The following is an 18,170-nucleotide window of genomic DNA, read 5'->3' on the forward strand; positions in this document are numbered from 1 at the left end:
AGCAAAACGCTCTTGCCCCACCACTGGGCACCTCGCCAAGGCTCGGTGTTCCCTCACTCCGGCATTGCTCCGTGGGCCCGCCGCGATGGGCCATCCATGGCCCTGCGCGGCTATCCCGGCATCCATGCCGGGATGCCCACTGCGCAATGCCTGCGTTCGGCCCTTGTGGTTAATGGGGCGCTCAAGATCAAAAGCCAGAGCCAAAGCCAGAGCCAAAGCCAGGCGGCCTGGTGGGCGGCTTGTTTTTCTCGGCCGGCCTGCGATCCCGTTGTGGGAGCGAGCTTGCTCGCGATGGCTGCGGCGCATTCAATAGTTTCATCACAGGCAGACCGATATCGCGAGCAATCTCACTTCCCCATTTGCCCCTGCGCTACCTCAATCCGACCAGCAAGCTTTTCATGCCCCCCGACAAAGCAGGCATAATGGCGCTCCTTCGCCGTCGTGGCGTGTCTTATCTGCCGGTTTGCCCTTGAACGAATATCCATCCTCCAACGTCATCCGCCCCTCGGGTTGTCCGGGGTTGTTGCGTGTCGTCCAGGCGCTGGACGGTGGGATCTGTCGGATCAAGCTCGACGGCGGTGCCATCCGGGCGGATCAGGCCGAGGCCGTGGCGTCGGCGGCGGAGCGGTTTGCCGGTGGTGTGATCGAGGCGACCAACCGGGGCAACCTGCAGATCCGTGGCATTGGTCCGGAGCATGGGGCGTTGATCGAGCAGTTGCTGGCCGCCGGGCTTGGCCCGCGCAAACCGGCCGGTGATGACGTGCGCAACCTGATGCTCAGCCCTTCGGCGGGTATCGACCGGCAGATGCAGTTCGATATCCGGCCATTGGCCGAGCAGATTCTGTTCACCTTGCAGACCCATGAGCGCTTCCATGAGTTGTCGGCCAAGTTCGCCGTGCAACTGGATGGCGGCGAGGCCATGGCGATGCTCGAACATCCCCATGACCTGTGGTTGTCGGCCTTTTTCCAGCATGGCGAACCCTGGCTGGCCTTCGGATTGGCCGGCACGCCGTTGGATCAACCGGCCGGCAGCGTGCCGCTGGCCCAGGGGCACGCCTTGGTGGTGGCGGTGCTGGAATTGTTTCTCGACCTGGCCCGTCCGGATCAGACCCGCATGCGGCATCTGCTGGGCGAAATCCCACGGCACGAGCTGATTGCCCAACTGGCCCGCCGGGTGCCGTCGCAACCTTGCCGGGATTGGCAGCGCGGTGCGGCCATCGACGGATTGCATCTCGGCATCCATCCCCAGCACGACGAGCGGTTCTACGTCGGCGCGGCGGCGCCCCTTGGCCGGCTCGACGCCACCCTGTTGCGAGGCGCCGCGCAACTGGCGCGGGAGAAGGGCGACGGCACGCTGCGCTTCACGCCCTGGCAAAGCCTGCTGCTGCCTAACGTCAGCCTCAAAGACGCAGACGAGGTGCTGGCGCAGCTCGAAGGCCTGGGTCTGCTGTGCTCGGTCGGTCAGCCTCTGGCACAACTGATTGCCTGCACGGGTTCCAGCGGTTGCGGTAAAGCCCTGGCCGATACGAAAGCCGATGCCCGGCAGCTGGCCGGGCTGCTGCAACGCCAGGGCAGCTCCCCGAAAGTCCATTTGTCCGGTTGCCCACGTTCCTGTGCGGCGGCCCATATCGCGCCCGTCACCTTGCTGGCCGTCGCCCCCGGTCGTTATGACCTGTATTTTCGCGAGGCCACGCAGCCGGGTTTCGGCGTGTTGCAGGCCCGTAACCTCACTATTGAAGCGCTCAGCCACCGGCTCGACGCTCGCCCCGGAGCCCCACTTGATGCTTGATTACATCCGCGACGGTCAGGAGATCTATCGCAACTCCTTCGCGATCATCCGCGCCGAAGCCAACCTGGCGCGCATCCCGGCTGACCTGGAGAAACTCGCGGTGCGGGTGATCCACGCCTGCGGCATGGTCGAAGCCGTCGATGGCCTGCAGTTTTCCGAAGGCGCGGGTACGGCCGGGCGCCAGGCGCTGGCCGCCGGTGCGCCGATTCTTTGCGACGCGCGGATGGTCTCCGAAGGCGTGACCCGTGCCCGCCTGCCCGCCAACAACCCGGTGATCTGCACCCTGCGCGACGAGCGCGTGCCGGAGCTGGCCCTGGAGCTGGGCAACACCCGTTCAGCCGCCGCGCTGGAGTTATGGCGTCCGCACCTGGAAGGCAGCGTCGTGGTCATCGGCAACGCGCCGACCGCGCTGTTCTACCTGCTGGAAATGCTCGACGCCGGCGCGCCGAAACCGGCGCTGATCCTCGGCTTCCCGGTGGGTTTCGTCGGGGCCGCCGAGTCCAAGGCGATGCTGGCGGCCGACAGCCGTGGCGTGCCGTTCGTGATCATGCAAGGCCGGTTGGGCGGTAGCGCCATGGCCGCGGCCGCCGTCAATGCCCTCGCCACGGAGATCGAATGATGCAGCAGCCTGGACGTCTGATCGGCCTCGGCGTGGGCCCGGGTGATCCTGAACTGATTACCGTCAAGGCCCTGCGCTTGCTGCGCGAGTCGCCAGTGGTCGCCTATTTCGTTGCCAAGGGCAAGAAGGGCAACGCCTTCGGCATCATCGAGGCGCATTTGCAGACTGAGCAGACCTTGCTGCCGCTGGTCTACCCGGTCACCACCGAAGCGCTGCCGGCGCCGCTGTCGTACGAACAGGTGATCGCCGATTTCTACGACACCGCCGCCGAACAGTTGGCCGTGCACCTGGACGCCGGCCGCGACGTGGCGGTGATCTGCGAGGGCGATCCGTTCTTCTACGGTTCCTACATGTACCTGCACGATCGCCTGGCCGAGCGCTACGATGCCGAAGTGATTCCCGGCGTCTGCTCGATGCTCGGTGGCGCCTCGGTGCTCGGCGCGCCGCTGGTCTATCGCAACCAGAGCCTGTCGGTACTTTCCGGCGTGCTACCTCATGACGAACTCAAGCGCCGCCTGGCTGATGCCGATGCGGCGGTGATCATGAAACTGGGGCGCAACTTCCCCAAGGTTCGCCAGGTGCTGGAGGAGCTGGGTCTGGAGGGCCGGGCGCTGTACGTCGAGCGGGCGACCATGGCGAACCAGAAAATCGTTCCGCTGGATGAAGTCGAGCCGATGTCCTCGCCATATTTCTCGTTGATCATCGTGCCGGGCGAACGGTGGCAAGGATGACGGCCAAGATACCGGCCATCGTTATCCTCGGCCCCGGCAGTCTGGCCACTGCACGCCGGATCCAGCAGCGCTATCCCGAGGCCCTGATCCACGGTCTGGCCGGGCGGGTCGAGGGCGCGGACCGTCCATACCAGGAATTTGGTGCGACGCTACGCGAACTCTATCAACAGGACACGCCGATCATCGCACTGTGCGCCGCCGGTATCGTCATCCGCACCCTGGCGCCGTTGCTGCTGGAAAAAGGTGTCGAGCCGCCGGTGCTGGCAGTGGCCGAGGATGGCAGCGCCGTGGTGCCCTTGCTGGGCGGCCTGGGCGGGGTCAACGTCATGGCGCGGGATATCGCACAAACCCTGCAAGTCGCGCCCGCGATCACCACCAGCGGTGAACTGCGTTTCGGCACGTGCCTGCTCAATCCGCCGAGCGGCTACAGCCTCGCTGACCTGGAACAGGGCAAGCGTTTTGTCTCCGACCTGCTGACCGGTGAATCTGTGCGCATCGAGGGCGTTGCGCCGTGGCTGGATCAGGCGCGGTTACCGGAAGATGCACAGGCGCGGCTGGCGATTCGTGTCGACAGTGCCGCCGGTACGCCTGGGGCGCACGAGCTGCGTATTTATCCACGCAATGTGGTGGTGGCGGTAAGCGCCGGCGCGTTGCCGAACATTGATGAGGTCCTGCGCGAGGCCGGTCTGGCGATGCAGTCGCTGGCCTGCCTGCTGGCAGCGGACAGTGACATGGCGCGTCCCGAACTGCATGACGCCGCGTTCAAATTGAACGTGCCGCTGCGGTTCGTGCAGGCCGGTGGCGATGCCGTCCAATGGATGGCGGACGCCATCGCGCAACCGGCCTCGGTGCACACGGTGGGCGACCACGCCATCGCCGTGGCCGAGCAGCCTGTTGATCCACAAAACATTGGCCGGCCACGTGGACGCCTGGCGGTGATCGGCCTCGGCCCTGGCGCTGCCGAGCTGATGGTGCCGGCGGTACGCGCTGAGCTCGACCGCGCCACCGACGTATTGGGCTATGAAACCTATGTGCGCATGGCCGGCCCGTTCCGTGCCGATCAGGTGCAACATTGCACCGACAATCGCGAAGAAATGCAGCGTGCCCGACATGCCTTCGAATTGGCCGTCCAGGGCCGTTCGGTGGTGGTGGTGTCGTCGGGCGATCCGGGTGTGTTCGCCATGGCTGCCGCCGTGCTGGAAGCCTTGCACGAGTCGACCGATGCGCACTGGCACAACGTTGACCTGCAGATTCTTCCGGGCGTTTCGGCGTCCCTGGCGACCGCCGCCCAGGCCGGCGCGCCGCTGGGCCATGATTTTTGCGTGATGTCGCTGTCGGACAACCTCAAGCCGTGGTCAATCATCGAGAAACGCCTGGACCTGGCGGCCGAAGCGGACCTGGCCCTGGCCTTCTATAACCCGATCTCGCGTTCACGGCCATGGCAACTGGGCCGGGCGCTGGAAATCGTCGGGCAACATCGCACGGCCCAGACGCCGGTGGTGCTGGGGCGCGATATCGGGCGCCCAGGCCAGACCTTGCGTGTTACCACCTTGGGGCAGTTGACGCCGGACCAGGTGGACATGCGCACCATGGTGCTGATCGGTTCCTCTACGACCTGCGTTTTCCCTCGTGCCGAGGGTGGCGATTGGGTCTACACACCGCGTTGGTATGGCAGCAAACCGCTCTGATCGATTTTTGATCAGAGCTTGGCGAGGGGCTACCGTGGCGAGGGAGCTTGCTCCCGCTCGACTGCGCAGCAGTCGCCAGGTGTAGATGCTGCATTGGGTGATGAGGGGCTGCTGCGCAGCCCAGCGGGAGCAAGCTCCCTCGCCACGAGGCCGGTGTCGGTCTTCGGTAAACGTATCCGGTTTTCTATATTAAGTTGGACATTAATTGAATCTCTTATCGTTTGAGCGGTATTAGGGTGGGCGTTATGTTGTCGACTGTTCAGGAAGGAATCCTGATGAGTTGAATTCAATACATGGAAGTGTCGTTTATGAGTGAGTCTGAAGTTTCATTGGCGGATAACTACGTCAACTTCGTAAGTTTGCTTAAATTAAAAGACCTGGAGCGGGCGCTGATGGCGCATAAAGGCACCGATGAATATGACGCGGTGCTGCGTTATTACTTCGGTTGTATCGCCGTACTGGATTCGCCGCAGATGTTGAAGCCGCTGGGGCTGCTCAAGCAAGCGCTGGGCGAATTAAAGGGAAGCAGCAGGCACCGCCGTTCGCCGCAGTCGTCAGCAAGCCCGGATGAGGCTGGGGGCGCGACGCAGGCCTATGACAAGATAGAAATTTTCGAGGCGCGTCTGCGCAACAGTCTGGACCTGCTGCAACAACCGCCCGTCGAAGTGCCGAAGAACCTGCATTTTGTCTGGCTGGGAGGCGGTATTGGCGCAATCCAGCGTGACTACATCAGTATTTGGAAACAACTACTGGGTACAGAGGGTTATCAACTCAGTCTCTGGTATGACAGCGATGCGCTATTGGCTTATGAAACCAATCGGATCATTGTCGAGGCTGCCAAGGCTGACGCCATGAGCAGTGGCGGAGAGTCCAGCGATAATGCGTTGGAACTGGGCGACCTTTATGAAGAACGGGTCATCGTCCTGAAACAGCAAATGTACGCGCACATCAATAAAGCGATTGAAAACGGCGGCAGTGCTGATGAGGCGAGAATCGATCTGCTAGTCCGGGCTTATGGCCAGGACCGGGCGCGGCTGATGACCCTGAGGAACGATAACCGTCGCAGCCTGGAGGCAATGGCTGAGGACGAATGGGTCCTGCGCGATCTTGCCGGCGGCGGGGCGCTGGAGCATTTGCAGGATATCTATCGGCGCGAGGTCAATCTGCGAGGGATGTTCGCCGGCGCTTCCGATGTCGTGCGGATCGAAGCACTGTTCGCCGAAGGCGGCCGATATGCCGATGTCGATAATCTGCCGCCCTTGCAGGAGCACTTAGGGGGAGTGGACATCCGCGCGTTCAAGAACGACGCACGGATCGGCGTGTTGCAACTGCTGCTTGATCGCAACCCCGAATGGATGCCTGGCCGTCAGGCACTGCGTAGTCAGTACACGGATTACTACGACGCCATTCCCGCGGAGCACCGCCCGGCGCTCGAGCGTTTTGCCGCCAGCCAGCCCAGGTTGAACCGAGTCTTCCGCATCCCGGTTGAACGACAGGCACGTCTGGATGAGCTGCGTGCCGTGACCGTGCGGAACTCGTTGAGCAACGCTTTCCTGATGGCCCATCCGGGGGCAGCGATGCTCAAGGCGGTGATCGAGCGTTTCAGGCTCAACTACCAGATCGTCGATGCCACCGCGCGCCTGGCCGACGAGCAAAACGTTGCCCTGACCGATATCGAAACCATGACCGGGCTGGCGCGGCAGGCCGCGATCGAGGTTTTCGGTGAGTTGCATGAGCTGTCGGCGGAAGTGGAAATGACCGTAATGTTGCTGGTCGAGGCCGCCGCGACCTACTACAGCGATGGGATTCGTCCGCAGAGCGAGGGGACGATCTATCTGACCGGGCCCGCCGCCATGCGGGTGGGCATGGACGATTATCAGCGAGCCCATTTCACTCCTCGGACCGCTGAACAATGGCAAGCGCAGGCGGCCATCGAGGCCATCGGTAGCGTCAATCTGGCGACCGAGGAGGAGCAGGATCACTCCTGGAAAGAGAACCAGAGCGACACCGAAAAATGGCTCGAAAACGAGAAGAAGCGTTGGCAGCAAGGGCAGTTCAAGACTCGTTATGCCGGTGACATGGCCGAGTTGCTCAAGTACCGCACCCTGAAATTCGATGAAGGCTGGCCGGTGGTCGAGGGGCGCCATGTCTTGTCCACCGAGCTGTTGCAGCACCTGGCCGATGAACTGGGTGAGCCGTTTATCCAGGCGATGGGGCGAAGCCATAACGGTACGGTCGTCTTTGGCAAGCCGATACCGCTGGGGTTCGATCAGCGCCAGTCGATTCGCGGCCAGAGCGCCAAGGTGTTGCCGCCCGTCTCGTCAAGCGATGCACAGACACGCTCATTGTCTGTCGCGCAGTTGCTGGACGGCTTTGCCCAAGGCCGGTTCGAGATCATTCAACTGAGCCCGTTACAGCGCCTGTTGCTGGGGGGCTTGATCGGTGCTGACGCCCTGGATAACCGCAGCTTCGACGCGATTCGTCCGCAGTTGGACAACCTGACCAACAGCTTCTCCGGACACGGTACCGCTGGCCGCTATGCCGCGCTCGAGCAGTTGCTGTATCAACGTCAGGCGCCCGCTTTCCTGGCGGGGCTGCGCAGTGCCGGCGATGACGCGCCAGCGCACGGTGAAACCGCCCTGGGACTCAAGAGAGCCGCACTGGCGCAATCCTTGACGTTGCGCCAGTGGGGCCGGCATGTGGCGCGGATCAGGCAGGTGGCGCAGCTTGAGTTCCGGACGCGAATCGTCGAGCGCCTCGGCGGTGTATTGGACGGGTTCGAAGCCGACACCATCAAGCTGGTGCCCCAGGATCTGCTGCTCCAGGGTGAGGGCGACAGGGTGGGGGGACGTTGTTATCCCCTGAGCCTGGCAATGGCCGCCGCGTTGTCCCAAGGCAAGTCGGCGGTCAATACCCTGCGCGAGCGCTTCTATCTCGGTGTGATCGAACCCGGCGCCAGCGACTCGGCCACTTTCCTCGACAGCATCGAATCACTGCGAGACGTGCAGCTCGGCGACGTCGGCCGCACGTTGGCGCGATCGGGTCTGAACGAGGCGGTGGACCTGTTGCACGCCAGGACAACGACCGGCACGCTGATGCTCAACTCCGACAATCACGCGATGCTGGTGGCCAAGACCTTCGAAGGCGAGACCAGCACTTATCACTTCTATGACCCGAATTTCGGGGTGTTCGAGTTCGAGCACTCGGCACGGTTCAGGCAGGCATTGGAACGGTTTTTCCTCGACGAGGGCATGGCTGCTCATTACGCGGCCTATGGCGAGGCGGCGCGCCCGACCTTCGACCTGATCGAGTTGGATGGCGGGCGAGTGGCAAGCGTCGCCTTGCCGGGTGAAATGGACGTTTCGAAACTGCTCCAACCCGGTGCCTTGCCCGGACAGTCCCAGCGCCCGGTCCGGCAACGGCTGGCCAGTGCACGCGGGCAATCGCTGCAGAGTAATCCTCGGCTCGGCAACTGCCTGCTGACGCTGGACGCTTATGGGTGGGGCCGGCAGATCGAGCAGGCTACGGCTCGCCTCCAGCAGGAAAACAAACTGGGAACGCATCTCGTGCCGCTGTTCGACACCCTGGAGGTGACCTCGGACGGCGCGTACCGAATGAACCTGATCGATCCGACCGTTCCTGAGCATCCGGTGCGGATCGTTTCCACTGACCCGCGGCTGCTGCGCATCAAGCATTATCTCGCGGAGCGTTTTTCCACCTTGGCCAACAGGCCGCTCGTGCCGAGCGAGCCCGCTGAAGTGGGCAGCGTCCATACTCTGAACGCCGGCTTCGCCATCCAGGCGCTGATGAACGCGTTGCGAGGGCGGGAAGGGGCGGACCGGCCCCTGACCCTGGCGGTCCGACTGCATGCCTATGTCAATTACGCGCAACTGGTGCATGGCAACGCGGCAGATGTCGCGGGACTGCTGGGATTGGTCCGCCAGGCCCTGGCGGAAGAAAAACTGATTGCCCGAACCGTGGCGCCGGTGGTCAAGGCCGCGGTGGGGAGCAGTGTCAGTGAGGCGACCGGCGGACTGCTGCAACTGGCGAACGTCGGGTTTGATATCTATCAACTGGCGACAGCGCAAAACGCGGTCGAGCGTGCCCAGTTCGGGACCCAGCTGGCGTTCGACTCGGCCAGCCTGGTCTTGTCCGGAGGCGCCTACGCGGTCGGTGCCACGGCCGCCGGAGCGTTCCTGGGCGGTGCGGCGGTGATGCTCGGTGGCCTCGCGGTCGGCGTGACAGCCCTGGCTCAAGGGTTCGCCAGCATTGCCGAAGAGGCCCGGCAGGTCGGGTTGCTTTTCGAAGAGCTGAGCAAGGCGCACCTGGAGGCTTATCGCTTCGATGCCAGGCAGGGAACCTGGTCGCCGCATTCGTCGTTGATCCTCCAGACGCTGGACCTGACCCGCGCCGAGCTGGTGCTGGACGGCCCCCGGCTGTATCCGCTGCGTGACCATTTCGGGGTACCGACCTTCGATGATGATTACGCCAGGGCGATCGATATACGGCGTGAGTTGAGGCTGCCGGGACGCAGCACCTTCAGCCCGGCCGCCGGTTCAGTCATCGTCCTGCCCTGCACACCGCAAACCTGTTATCGCTACGAATACAAGGCGCTACCGTTCGCACGACTGCGCCATGACCCCGGCTTCGACATCGCGCGGCGCCTGGAGAAAAAGAAAGCCGATGGCGGCTGGTTGTTTCTGTTTTCCTTCTACTCGTTTCCGAGCGACTACATCCTCTATCGCATGGTTCCTGACTATCGGCCCACGACCATCGATGTGGTGCTCGACGAAGTCGACCGGTCGCTGGTCGTCCCGGTCCTGCCGACGCCCTGGCACGGCAAGGTCGCCTACAAGATCCGCGGCGCCGGCAAGCGTTGCGCATTGGTGCTTCATCCCGGGATCAGCGTGACCCTCGACTCACCGAGCCTGAAGCAATCGAATTGGGTCCTGGATGTTCCTTGGGCCGCTGAAGGGGATGTTCGGTTCGAGGGCTACGGCAAGCTGTTCATCGGCGATGTGCAGCTGGCATTCACCGGGACCGGTCGCCATCAGACGCTGCTCAGGCTCGCCAATGGGCAGGTGTTCCAGGTCGAGTCGGGGGAGCGCAGGCTTACCCTGGTCGAGGAGGAGGTGCCACCGGGCATGGCGCGCCAGGCACTGCAGGATCGGCTGCGAACCCTGGCGCGAGAACATCGTCTGGTCATGCCATTTACACCGATTCATCACTTCCTGGTTCCCTTCGAGAAACCGGATGAGCCGCGCTATATCACCGCCTGGTACGACGCGCAGGGCGATCGTTTCCTCTACATCCGCAATGACCTGCCGGGCGTCGATGAAGCGGTGCTGGGGGCGGTGGTGGACGATTTCGGCTACTTCTACGACCCGCAGAACCTGATCATCTGGCAAGTCGATGCAGTCACCGGGCTGTTGAGCCATCGTTACTGGTTGTGGAGCACCAGCAACGTGGCAACCCGCATCGAGCGCGTCGAGGCCGATGCGCAGGGTGTGGTCCATGTCGTCCAGCACATCACCCGCGAAGATCAGTCCGTCGATGTCCTGGTGTATGTGATCCACGACGAGCAATTGCTGTTGAGTTCGATCACCCGCGGGCTGGACCCGGCCCTGGAGTCCATCCTGAGTGCCGGCGAAACGCTGACACGCTGGTCACAGGTCTTGGGAGAGGGTTTTGTGCTTGCGCCGAGCGATGCCCCTGAGGCCGCGTTCCGCACCGTCACCTGGCAGCCGGCGCCCTTCGTATCCCTTTGTTGGAAACTGGATGCGCAACGACGGGACATGGCTTGGGTACGCCGCAGCGACGGGCTGATCATCCGTCCGATGCCCAGGCGCAACGAGCCGCGTGGATGGGCCGATTCGATCAAGGACATGGCTGATCTGACGCTGTTGCCGCCGCTGAGTGACGACGATGTGTTTATCGTCTATGACCGGCTCAAGCAGACGCTGTGTTTCAGGCGACGTAGTGTGATCGCGGGCAAAGGGCGTTGGTCCAGCAAATGGGCAAGTTCCGACCGGTTGGAAAATGTGGTCGCCGTTGACGCTGGCTACGTCGCGCTGACATCGGGGGGCCTGATCTACGACCTGACCGATGATGGCGAGCTGAAGCTCAGTGGCGTCAACGAACCCTGGTTCAAGGGCCGGGCGCAGTGGTGGTCGGACCTGGACGCCCTGGCCCGACGAACCCCCAGCGCAAGCCTGGTCCTGATTGGCTTGGGCAACGTCAACGCTGAGGCGCGCTTGTGTGGCTGGTACATCGGCAATCGCCTGTTGCTCGCCTCAGCCACGCCCGGAAAGGAAATCCGCCTGCTGGGCGCCACGCCGGATGGCGAGGCTGCCTGGCTGTTCGATGTGCAAATGGGCCAAGTCCATCGCCAGGCATTCATCGATCCGCAACGGCTGGACGCTGCCTTTGGCCAAGGTTCCCAGTTGCTGCTGGACGACGTACTGCCTGTTCCCCAGCCCGAATGGGCGCCCTGGCAGTTTGCCGAGCTGACGGTCGAGGGCGTCGGGCTGCGTGGCGTGACGTTCGAGGGTGTGGTGGTTGCGTTGCGTGACCGGGAGTCGCCGTTGATCACCGGGGTCACTCATCAATGGGTCATTGCCCAGGGCGATCAGTTGCAAGAGGGACTCAGGCGCCTGGCGACCCAGCCCTCGCACAGCCCCCTGTTGGCGGTGGAGGATCCTTCGAGCCTGAAGTGGTTCGTGGCCGAGACCGAACGGCTGATCCAGGTCTCCAGAGCGGCGCTTCCCGAGGCCTTCGAACTGCTCGGCACTCAACACCAGACCCGCGTATTGCTGCATGAGAGCGGCAGTGGAAAGCTGCTGACCCTGCCGGGCAAAGGGCCGGTGGGGCAACTCAGTTATGTCCAGCGCGAAGGTGAAGTGCTGGTAGTCGAAGGGCATGAGATGAAGATCGACGATCTGTTGCCGCTGATGCCGGACGACGTCACCACGCTGGTATTGCGCATGGGCCAAGGCACGGTGAGTTACCGATTGTCCAAGGCGGCCTGGCTAAGGGCCCGCTTGGTGATCCTTGACTGCCGACCTCCACTGGGCGATGCGGTGACAGTTCCCGGCAAGTTGATCTGGGAGCTGGAGGCGCCTGACTCGTTATTGCTCAGCCTGGTGCTGGAGCACCTGGTGATCATTGATCCGGACAGCGGGCACAGCGTGATTTTCCGCGAAGTGCATGCCACGGACGTCAAACTGCGTGGCGAGGTGTTGCTCAGCTTCGGCAAGGACCAGCACTACGCTGTCTCGGCGTTGGTCCGCTGGCTGGACGGCCAGCCAGGCGCCCGGAACGGCGTGTCGCTGAAAGCGTTCAACGCCCCGTCGCCAGCGCGGCAGAACAGCGTGGTCGGCGTCTAAGGCAGCAGATACCCTCGTACGCCGGTAAAAATGATCTGGGCGGCCAGCGCGCAGACGAACAGCCCCATCAGGCGGCTGACGATTTGCAGGCCCTGGTCGCCCAGTATCCGCTCGATGCGGCTGGACAGGTACAGCACCACGCCGACGGTAAAGCTGGCCAGGGCGATGCTGATGATAGCCATGAGTTTGTCGTCCCAGTGCGGCTGGCTTACGCCCATTACCAGCAGGGCGCCGATGGTGCCGGGGCCTACGGTCAGCGGAATCGTCAGCGGCACGATGGTTACGTCCTGCTGGACGTTGTCGGTCTGTACCGCCGACTTGCCTTGGGCCATGCCCAGCGCGGAGATGAACAGCACACTGCCGGCACCGATCCGGAACGCATCCACGGTGATGCCGAACACACTGAAAATCACCCGCCCGAAGAGGTACAGCAGGACGCTGGAGACCAGGGTCGCGGTCGCGACCTTCCAGGCCAGGCGGCGTTGCTCTTTTCGCGAATAGCCGCGAGTCAGGCCGATGAAACATGACAACACGAAGAACGGGCTATAGAGGACCAACATTTTCAGGTAAACGCTGAACAGCACGTGGAGCATGGTCGGAACTCACGAAGAATGACAATTGGCGTGGAGTCTATCAGGCGCCGGGGTGTCTGTCGGCTGGCCGTGGGTTCGAGGCTTTTTTATGCGGTAAAACCTGGGTTTGTTTTTCCTGTTAGTTGCCGGTTGTTGTCTGGAATTAAGTGTGGTTACAGTTCTGCACTTGTTGCTCTGAAGGTGGATGAGTAAGTATGGCGCTCGGGCCCATGGAGGGCCTTAATTAAATAAGGGATATATTAAATGAACGCTAAATCTGATTCGATCTTAACCTTGGCGGACCGACTGGCGCGTCTGAACGCCTACGATGTAACGCCCACCGATGTCGTTGTTTCTCCTCGAACTGCACAATATGGATCGGCGGGCTTTGTCAATGAAATCGAAAAGCCGGACCGCGCTTCGATTGTCGGCGACGCTATCCTGTCGTTCGTTTCAGGCATGACGGCGCAAAATCAAGCGGATATCCAGCATTCCTATCTGTTTGCATCGTTGGTGGCCAACAAGAAGTTTCCGCGCGATGACGAAGGCGAAGAATGGTATAGAACCTTCCTTGAGGTCATGCAGAGTTGTGGTTGGACCATTGTGCAGCGTTACTACGATAAGGTTGCCGCGTCCGGCAAGAGTTTCAAGATGGATCAACTGGTATTGAAAATCCTCGGTTCGGCCGTGGCGGCGGCTGCCGTCCCGGGTCCCACCTCATTGCTGATGCTTAAAGTGGCCGGTGATGCGATCGCCGCATTGCAGACCAATGACAAGTCGCTGCGGCTCTTTGATCAGAATATCCAGGAGTCCGGTACCGGAGGCTTTGGTGTGGCGAGCTGTCACGAAACCCCGCACGGTGAAATCCTCATGGCCTTGGGCGCCGTACGCTTCATCAAGCGGACAAACCAGACCAAGGTCCTGTTTGTGGATTGGGATAGCAGCTCGGTCGATCTGTATCGCGGTGAATGCCATATGACCATGGTGCCGACAATCATCAATGCGACCCGAGAGACTATCGTTGCAAAACTGGGTGATCGCGCGAAACAGAAAATCGACGAGTATGAGATCTGATTGATCTCCTGGCGACTACCGCGGTAGTCGCCATCCGTTAATGGAATAAGGTAATTGTCATGAAAGATCATTGTTCGGTTTTTATTGATGCCGGCGCTGTTGTCCTGTTGCCCACTGACCTGACTGGGCAGAACCGGCTCGACGTATTGAACTCGGTATTGTTTGCCCAGCTGGTAGCCAGTAAAAAATATCCCACTCTTGCCCGGTCCGGCGACTGGTACTCAGCGTACCGGGAAGTGCTGAATAATGGCTGGATGCAAAAGGCCGTCAGTTGGGATGATTTTTCACTCGCTGCTTCATCGAAAAACAACCTGATGGCGTGCATCGAAGAACGGCTGGAAGAATATGTCGAGAGAACTTTGATCGCGCAGGTAACTGATGTATTGAAGCGTGTCGCTCAATTGTCCAGCACCTTGCCCGCTATTCAATTGCTGCGTGAACATGCCCACAGGCCAAAAAGCCCGGATTCGGCCGAGGTGAGTCATAAGGCACCCGACAGAATAAGGCTGCAAGTCATCCTGGCCCAACAAGGGCCTGTGTTGAGTAGCGTCTGCCTGGAGTTCGAACCCGAGCACGTGACGTCCAATCCTCTCGGGCAACTGTTCTCCACCGATCCCGTGGTGGGCAACATTCAATTGCGCTGCTTCAAGGCCAATCTGTCCCAGGCGCTCTATGCGCCTTTTCGCGATGCGATCGTCCACAAGTTGGGGGATAAAGCCGCCAGGAACATCATCGATATTTCCGATGCGGTCCAGCAAGCGCAACCGGATGTGGGGGCGTTATGACGGATCATGGACTTCTATCGGTCGGTGGGCAGCGGTTGCGCCTGGATGAGGCATCGAGGGCGGCGGTCGTGGGCGCAAGTGTTGTCTCATTCAACGAGGGTTTGACCCTTCAGGATCGGGAGGATATCTACCTGAGCAACTTGTACGCGCAGTTGGCAACCCGCTCGGCGTATGAGGACGGTCTGGTCGGTAACTGGTTCGACTATTACAAGAACAAGCTCAGGTACCTGGGGTGGGACTCGGCGCGTCCGGTCACTCCGGAGCAGGCCGGGCGAGGGCTGATGGCCGATAGCGTTTCGCAACAGATCTCCCGGTCCGTTGGTGCCGGCTATTCGCGGCAGGCCAGCCAGGCGATGGCATCACTTGGGCGAAGCCCTGATGCGCTCCAATTGTTTGAACGAACGAGCCTGCAGCGCGATACGGGACTCTTTCAGATGATCCCTTGTGTGGCCAAATCCCCCGGGAAAGTAGAGATCGTCCTGTATCACAAGCAGTTCCGCACCCGCCGGGCGGTCTCGGGATTTCTGTTCCGGCCTATGGAGGAAGTGGTGGAAAGCAGCGTAGAGCAAATGGCCGTCGTGACATTCAGCACACTGCATTACGCAACGTTCCGGCGAAAAGTCGCGGCCGCGGTGATCGCCGAAACGACTCGTCACCTGCATGAGCTGGAAATCTGAACGGCGCTCCGGATGGTCGCTGATTACCCTGTGCAGGTGTTCAGGGCGTGTGCACCGTTCTGTTCTGCTGTTCGCGCTGGGCCACCCAGTGCTCGATCAATTCACGTAACTGCGACAGCTCTACCGGCTTGGCCATGTGCCCGTCCATACCTGCCTGGCGGGCGCGCTCCTTGTGCTCGGCAAGGATGTGCGCAGTGAGTGCTACTACCGGCGTACGGGTACGCTGGTTCCCGACTTCCCAGGCACGCAACTGCTGGGTCGCGGAGAATCCATCGAGGATCGGCATCTCGCAGTCCATCAGGACCAGGTCGTAACGCCGTTCCTTCATGGCCTTGAGGGCTTCTTCACCATTGCTGGCGGTATCGGGTTGCAGGTTGAGTTTGCCGAGCATGCCGCGGATGACCTTGGTGGAAATGCTGTTGTCCTCGGCCACCAGGATGCGGAAATCGCTGGGCACTTTCACCGGGGCGGGAGGCCCTGGATTGACCGGCGCGCTCGTCGCCTGGCCTTTGTTGCGCTGGTTCAGTTCGTCCGCCAGGGTGGTCTTGAGGGTGTAGCCGGCCACCGGCTTGGCGAGGATGCGCTTGACTCCGCTGTTGCGCGCCACGATCTTGCTCGGCGCGTTGCTGATGCCGGTCAGCATGATCAACAGGATGTCGTGGTTCAGGCTCGGGTCTTCCTTGATCTTGGCCGCCAGTTGCATGCCAGTCATACCCGGCATGTTCTGGTCCAACAGCACCACATCGAAATAATCCCGAAGGTGCGCCTTGGTGCGCAGCAGCGCCAGGGCTTCCTTGCCCGATGGCACGGCGCTGACGTTCAGGCCCCAGGCGCTGCATTGCTGCACCAGCACCTTGCGGCAGGTGTCGTTGTCATCGACGATCAGTACCCGTGCGCCTTGCAGCGGTCCATCGAGATCGGCAGTCGGATGTTCGAGGCGGTCCGGGTCCAGCGGCAGGGTCAACCAGAGGGTGCTGCCCTGGCTGCTGCCGCTTTTGATGCCGAACTCGCCGTGCATCAGGATGATCAACTGACGAGCGATCACCAGGCCCAGGTTGCCGCCCAGGCGGGTGGCAGAGAGGAAGTTCTTACTGTGCAGCTCGGCGTGCATCAGCGTGTCGCGTTCTTCCGCATCCATGGGCGTTCCACTGTCCTGCACGGCAATGCGCAGGCGCGGCTGGGTGCTGCGCTCGTCGAGGGCGACCACAATCAGCACTTCGCCCTCGTCGGTCTTTTTCAGGGCGTTTTCCAGCAGGCTCAGCAGCGCCTGGCGCAGACGCGTCGGGTCGCCGCTGATCACCCGTGGCACCTGGGGCTGGATGAAGCTGATCAACTCGACGTTCTGTTGTTCGGCCTTGGCGCGGAAGATGCTCAGGCAATCCTCGATCAGTGCGTTGAGATCGAACTGCACGTCGTCCAGTTCGATCTGCCCTGACTCGAGCCGGGAAATGTCGAGAATCTCATTGATCAGCGTCAGCAGCTCGTTGCCGGCGCTGTGGATGGTTTGCACATAGTCACGTTGCTTGACCGACAGCGGGGTGCCCAGCAACAGCTCGGTCATGCCCAGTACGCCGTTCATCGGGGTGCGGATCTCGTGGCTGATCTTGGCCAGGAATTCAGCCTTGGCGTTGATCTCGGCGTTGCTCGCCGCCAGGTCGCGGCTGATGCTGAAACGGCTTTCGTTGATCGAGCGCTGGCGCTCGCCCAGGGCGACACTCATCAACAGGCCACTGATGCAGATGAACACCAGCAGGGTGATGATCAAGCCCTGGGGCGGGACCTCCGTGAGCCCTTGCAGTGCCGGAAGAATGATCAGTGTGCCCAGGTTGAACACCACCATGGCGGCGACGAACAGCCGCGCCGGGCGGTAACCTTTCTGCCAATGCCAGGCGCTGACGAACAGCATGCTCAAGCCAGCCAGGGCCACCAGAGCGTAGGTCATGATGTTCAATGGCAGCGTGTTGACGAACAACAGCAACAGGCTGCACAGCATCACCAGGACAATGTCCCCCAGCAGCAGCCGGTTCAATGGGTGTGGCCCCAGTGGCGCGAAGAAGCGATAGGCGAACATCAGGCCGCAGGGCGCCGTAAGCAGCAAGGCCAGGTATGCGCCCGGAGTCTGGACCGCCGGCCAGTCGGGTAGCCAGGGCCCGGCAAGGTTCAAGAGCAGGATCAGGCTGAGCATCAGCAGCCCTTCGCAGGCCGCCAGCCACAGGCAACTGCGCGAACGGGTGTAGGCATAGCGGGTGAGGTTGTGCAGGATCAGCATGGCGATGCAGCCGAACAGCAGGCCGTAGATCAGCGTCTGGTTCTGATCGGCCGCCGCCATGATCGCCGGTTGCAGGGTGACGTAAGGGCGCAGTTCGTGACGCGATGCCAGTCGGACATAGACGTCCAGGGTTTTATCGCTGCGCGGTAGCGCCAGCATGAAGTCGCTGCTGGGCACGGGATGTTCGGAGCGTGGCAGTGCGTTACCGCTGATTTGCTGGTCGACCAGGGTGTCGCCGTCCAGCACGTAGAGGTTCAGGCGTGACAGGTCGGGGGCGAAGACGCGCAGGATCTGTTCATGTTCGTCGGGGGCCAGGCGAAAACGCAACCACAGCGCCCCGCCAGGTTCGGCTGGCTGGAGACGGTCAAGATCGATGGGGCTGAATTGATTGGTGTAGCGGGCAGAACGGATGTCGCTCAGCTTCAGGTCGCCCTGTTCGTCGAGCAATACCGCCCAGCCACTGCCTGGCGCGGCCTGGGCCGGGAGCATGCAGAGCAGCGTCAGCAGGGTGACGGTTAAGCCTATGGCAATCCTGAGCCAGCGCACGGCGAAATCCCTTCGTAGGTTGATGCCAGATTATA

10 protein-coding genes are annotated in these 18,170 nt (G+C 61.9%); 8 read left to right on the forward strand and 2 right to left on the reverse strand.

Annotated features, from left to right (window positions below; all coding sequences use genetic code 11):
• Positions 1-469 precede the first annotated feature (469 nt).
• From cobG to ACLEJR_RS04645, 5 genes are all read left to right on the forward strand, one after another.
• Positions 470-1,789: a precorrin-3B synthase gene (cobG, locus tag ACLEJR_RS04625; RefSeq protein WP_440812427.1), complete on the forward strand. Its 1,320-nt coding sequence runs from the start codon at positions 470-472 to the stop codon at positions 1,787-1,789.
• Entirely contained in the window at positions 1,782-2,408 is a 627-nt protein-coding gene (locus tag ACLEJR_RS04630) for a precorrin-8X methylmutase (RefSeq protein ID WP_440796568.1), read from the forward strand. Before cobG ends, ACLEJR_RS04630 begins: the two co-directional genes overlap by 8 nt.
• Positions 2,408-3,139 (forward strand): precorrin-2 C(20)-methyltransferase, encoded by a 732-nt coding sequence (locus tag ACLEJR_RS04635; RefSeq protein ID WP_440812519.1) that lies wholly within the window; start codon positions 2,408-2,410, stop codon positions 3,137-3,139. The genes ACLEJR_RS04630 and ACLEJR_RS04635 overlap by 1 nt, the downstream gene beginning before the upstream one ends.
• Positions 3,136-4,827, forward strand: a complete 1,692-nt coding sequence (gene cobJ / locus ACLEJR_RS04640; RefSeq protein WP_440812429.1) for a precorrin-3B C(17)-methyltransferase — start codon at positions 3,136-3,138, stop codon at positions 4,825-4,827. The genes ACLEJR_RS04635 and cobJ overlap by 4 nt, the downstream gene beginning before the upstream one ends.
• 308 nt (positions 4,828-5,135) lie before the next feature.
• Positions 5,136-12,212, forward strand: coding sequence for a TcdA/TcdB pore-forming domain-containing protein (locus ACLEJR_RS04645; RefSeq protein WP_440812431.1), 7,077 nt, complete (start codon positions 5,136-5,138; stop codon positions 12,210-12,212).
• Here the strand turns inward: ACLEJR_RS04645 and ACLEJR_RS04650 are convergent.
• The gene (locus tag ACLEJR_RS04650) at positions 12,209-12,805 is read right to left on the reverse strand and encodes a MarC family protein (protein WP_440796571.1); all 597 of its coding nucleotides are present in this window, start codon (positions 12,803-12,805) and stop codon (positions 12,209-12,211) included. The genes ACLEJR_RS04645 and ACLEJR_RS04650 overlap by 4 nt on opposite strands.
• Before the next feature lie 243 nt (positions 12,806-13,048).
• On the opposite strand from ACLEJR_RS04650, the gene ACLEJR_RS04655 reads away from it, so the two are divergent.
• From ACLEJR_RS04655 to ACLEJR_RS04665, 3 genes are read left to right on the forward strand one after another with little or no spacing between them, the layout of a single operon-like run.
• Positions 13,049-13,858, forward strand: a complete 810-nt coding sequence (locus ACLEJR_RS04655) for a hypothetical protein (RefSeq protein ID WP_440796572.1) — start codon at positions 13,049-13,051, stop codon at positions 13,856-13,858.
• A 59-nt stretch (positions 13,859-13,917) separates the two neighbouring features.
• Positions 13,918-14,643: a hypothetical protein gene (locus tag ACLEJR_RS04660; protein ID WP_440812434.1), complete on the forward strand. Its 726-nt coding sequence runs from the start codon at positions 13,918-13,920 to the stop codon at positions 14,641-14,643.
• Entirely contained in the window at positions 14,640-15,320 is a 681-nt protein-coding gene (locus ACLEJR_RS04665; protein ID WP_440812437.1) for a hypothetical protein, read from the forward strand. Before ACLEJR_RS04660 ends, ACLEJR_RS04665 begins: the two co-directional genes overlap by 4 nt.
• 40 nt (positions 15,321-15,360) lie before the next feature.
• Here the strand turns inward: ACLEJR_RS04665 and ACLEJR_RS04670 are convergent, their stop codons facing one another.
• Positions 15,361-18,135, reverse strand: a complete 2,775-nt coding sequence (locus tag ACLEJR_RS04670) for a response regulator (protein ID WP_440812439.1) — start codon at positions 18,133-18,135, stop codon at positions 15,361-15,363.
• Positions 18,136-18,170: the final 35 nt, after the last annotated feature.

Origin of the sequence: Pseudomonas sp. SMN5, from assembly GCF_052041925.1 — a bacterium.
Taxonomy (GTDB): Bacteria; Pseudomonadota; Gammaproteobacteria; order Pseudomonadales; family Pseudomonadaceae; genus Aquipseudomonas.

What these genes read in the sequence shown, in the direction of transcription:
- ACLEJR_RS04645 (WP_440812431.1), top strand. Translation starts at nt 5,136, where the DNA reads ATGAGTGAGTCTGAAGTTTCATTGGCGGATAACTACGTCAACTTCGTA.
- ACLEJR_RS04635 (WP_440812519.1), top strand. Translation starts at nt 2,408, where the DNA reads ATGCAGCAGCCTGGACGTCTGATCGGCCTCGGCGTGGGCCCGGGTGAT.
- ACLEJR_RS04655 (WP_440796572.1), top strand. Translation starts at nt 13,049, where the DNA reads ATGAACGCTAAATCTGATTCGATCTTAACCTTGGCGGACCGACTGGCG.
- ACLEJR_RS04630 (WP_440796568.1), top strand. Translation starts at nt 1,782, where the DNA reads ATGCTTGATTACATCCGCGACGGTCAGGAGATCTATCGCAACTCCTTC.
- cobJ (WP_440812429.1), top strand. Translation starts at nt 3,136, where the DNA reads ATGACGGCCAAGATACCGGCCATCGTTATCCTCGGCCCCGGCAGTCTG.
- ACLEJR_RS04665 (WP_440812437.1), top strand. Translation starts at nt 14,640, where the DNA reads ATGACGGATCATGGACTTCTATCGGTCGGTGGGCAGCGGTTGCGCCTG.
- ACLEJR_RS04660 (WP_440812434.1), top strand. Translation starts at nt 13,918, where the DNA reads ATGAAAGATCATTGTTCGGTTTTTATTGATGCCGGCGCTGTTGTCCTG.
- ACLEJR_RS04650 (WP_440796571.1), bottom strand. Translation starts at nt 12,805, where the DNA reads ATGCTCCACGTGCTGTTCAGCGTTTACCTGAAAATGTTGGTCCTCTAT.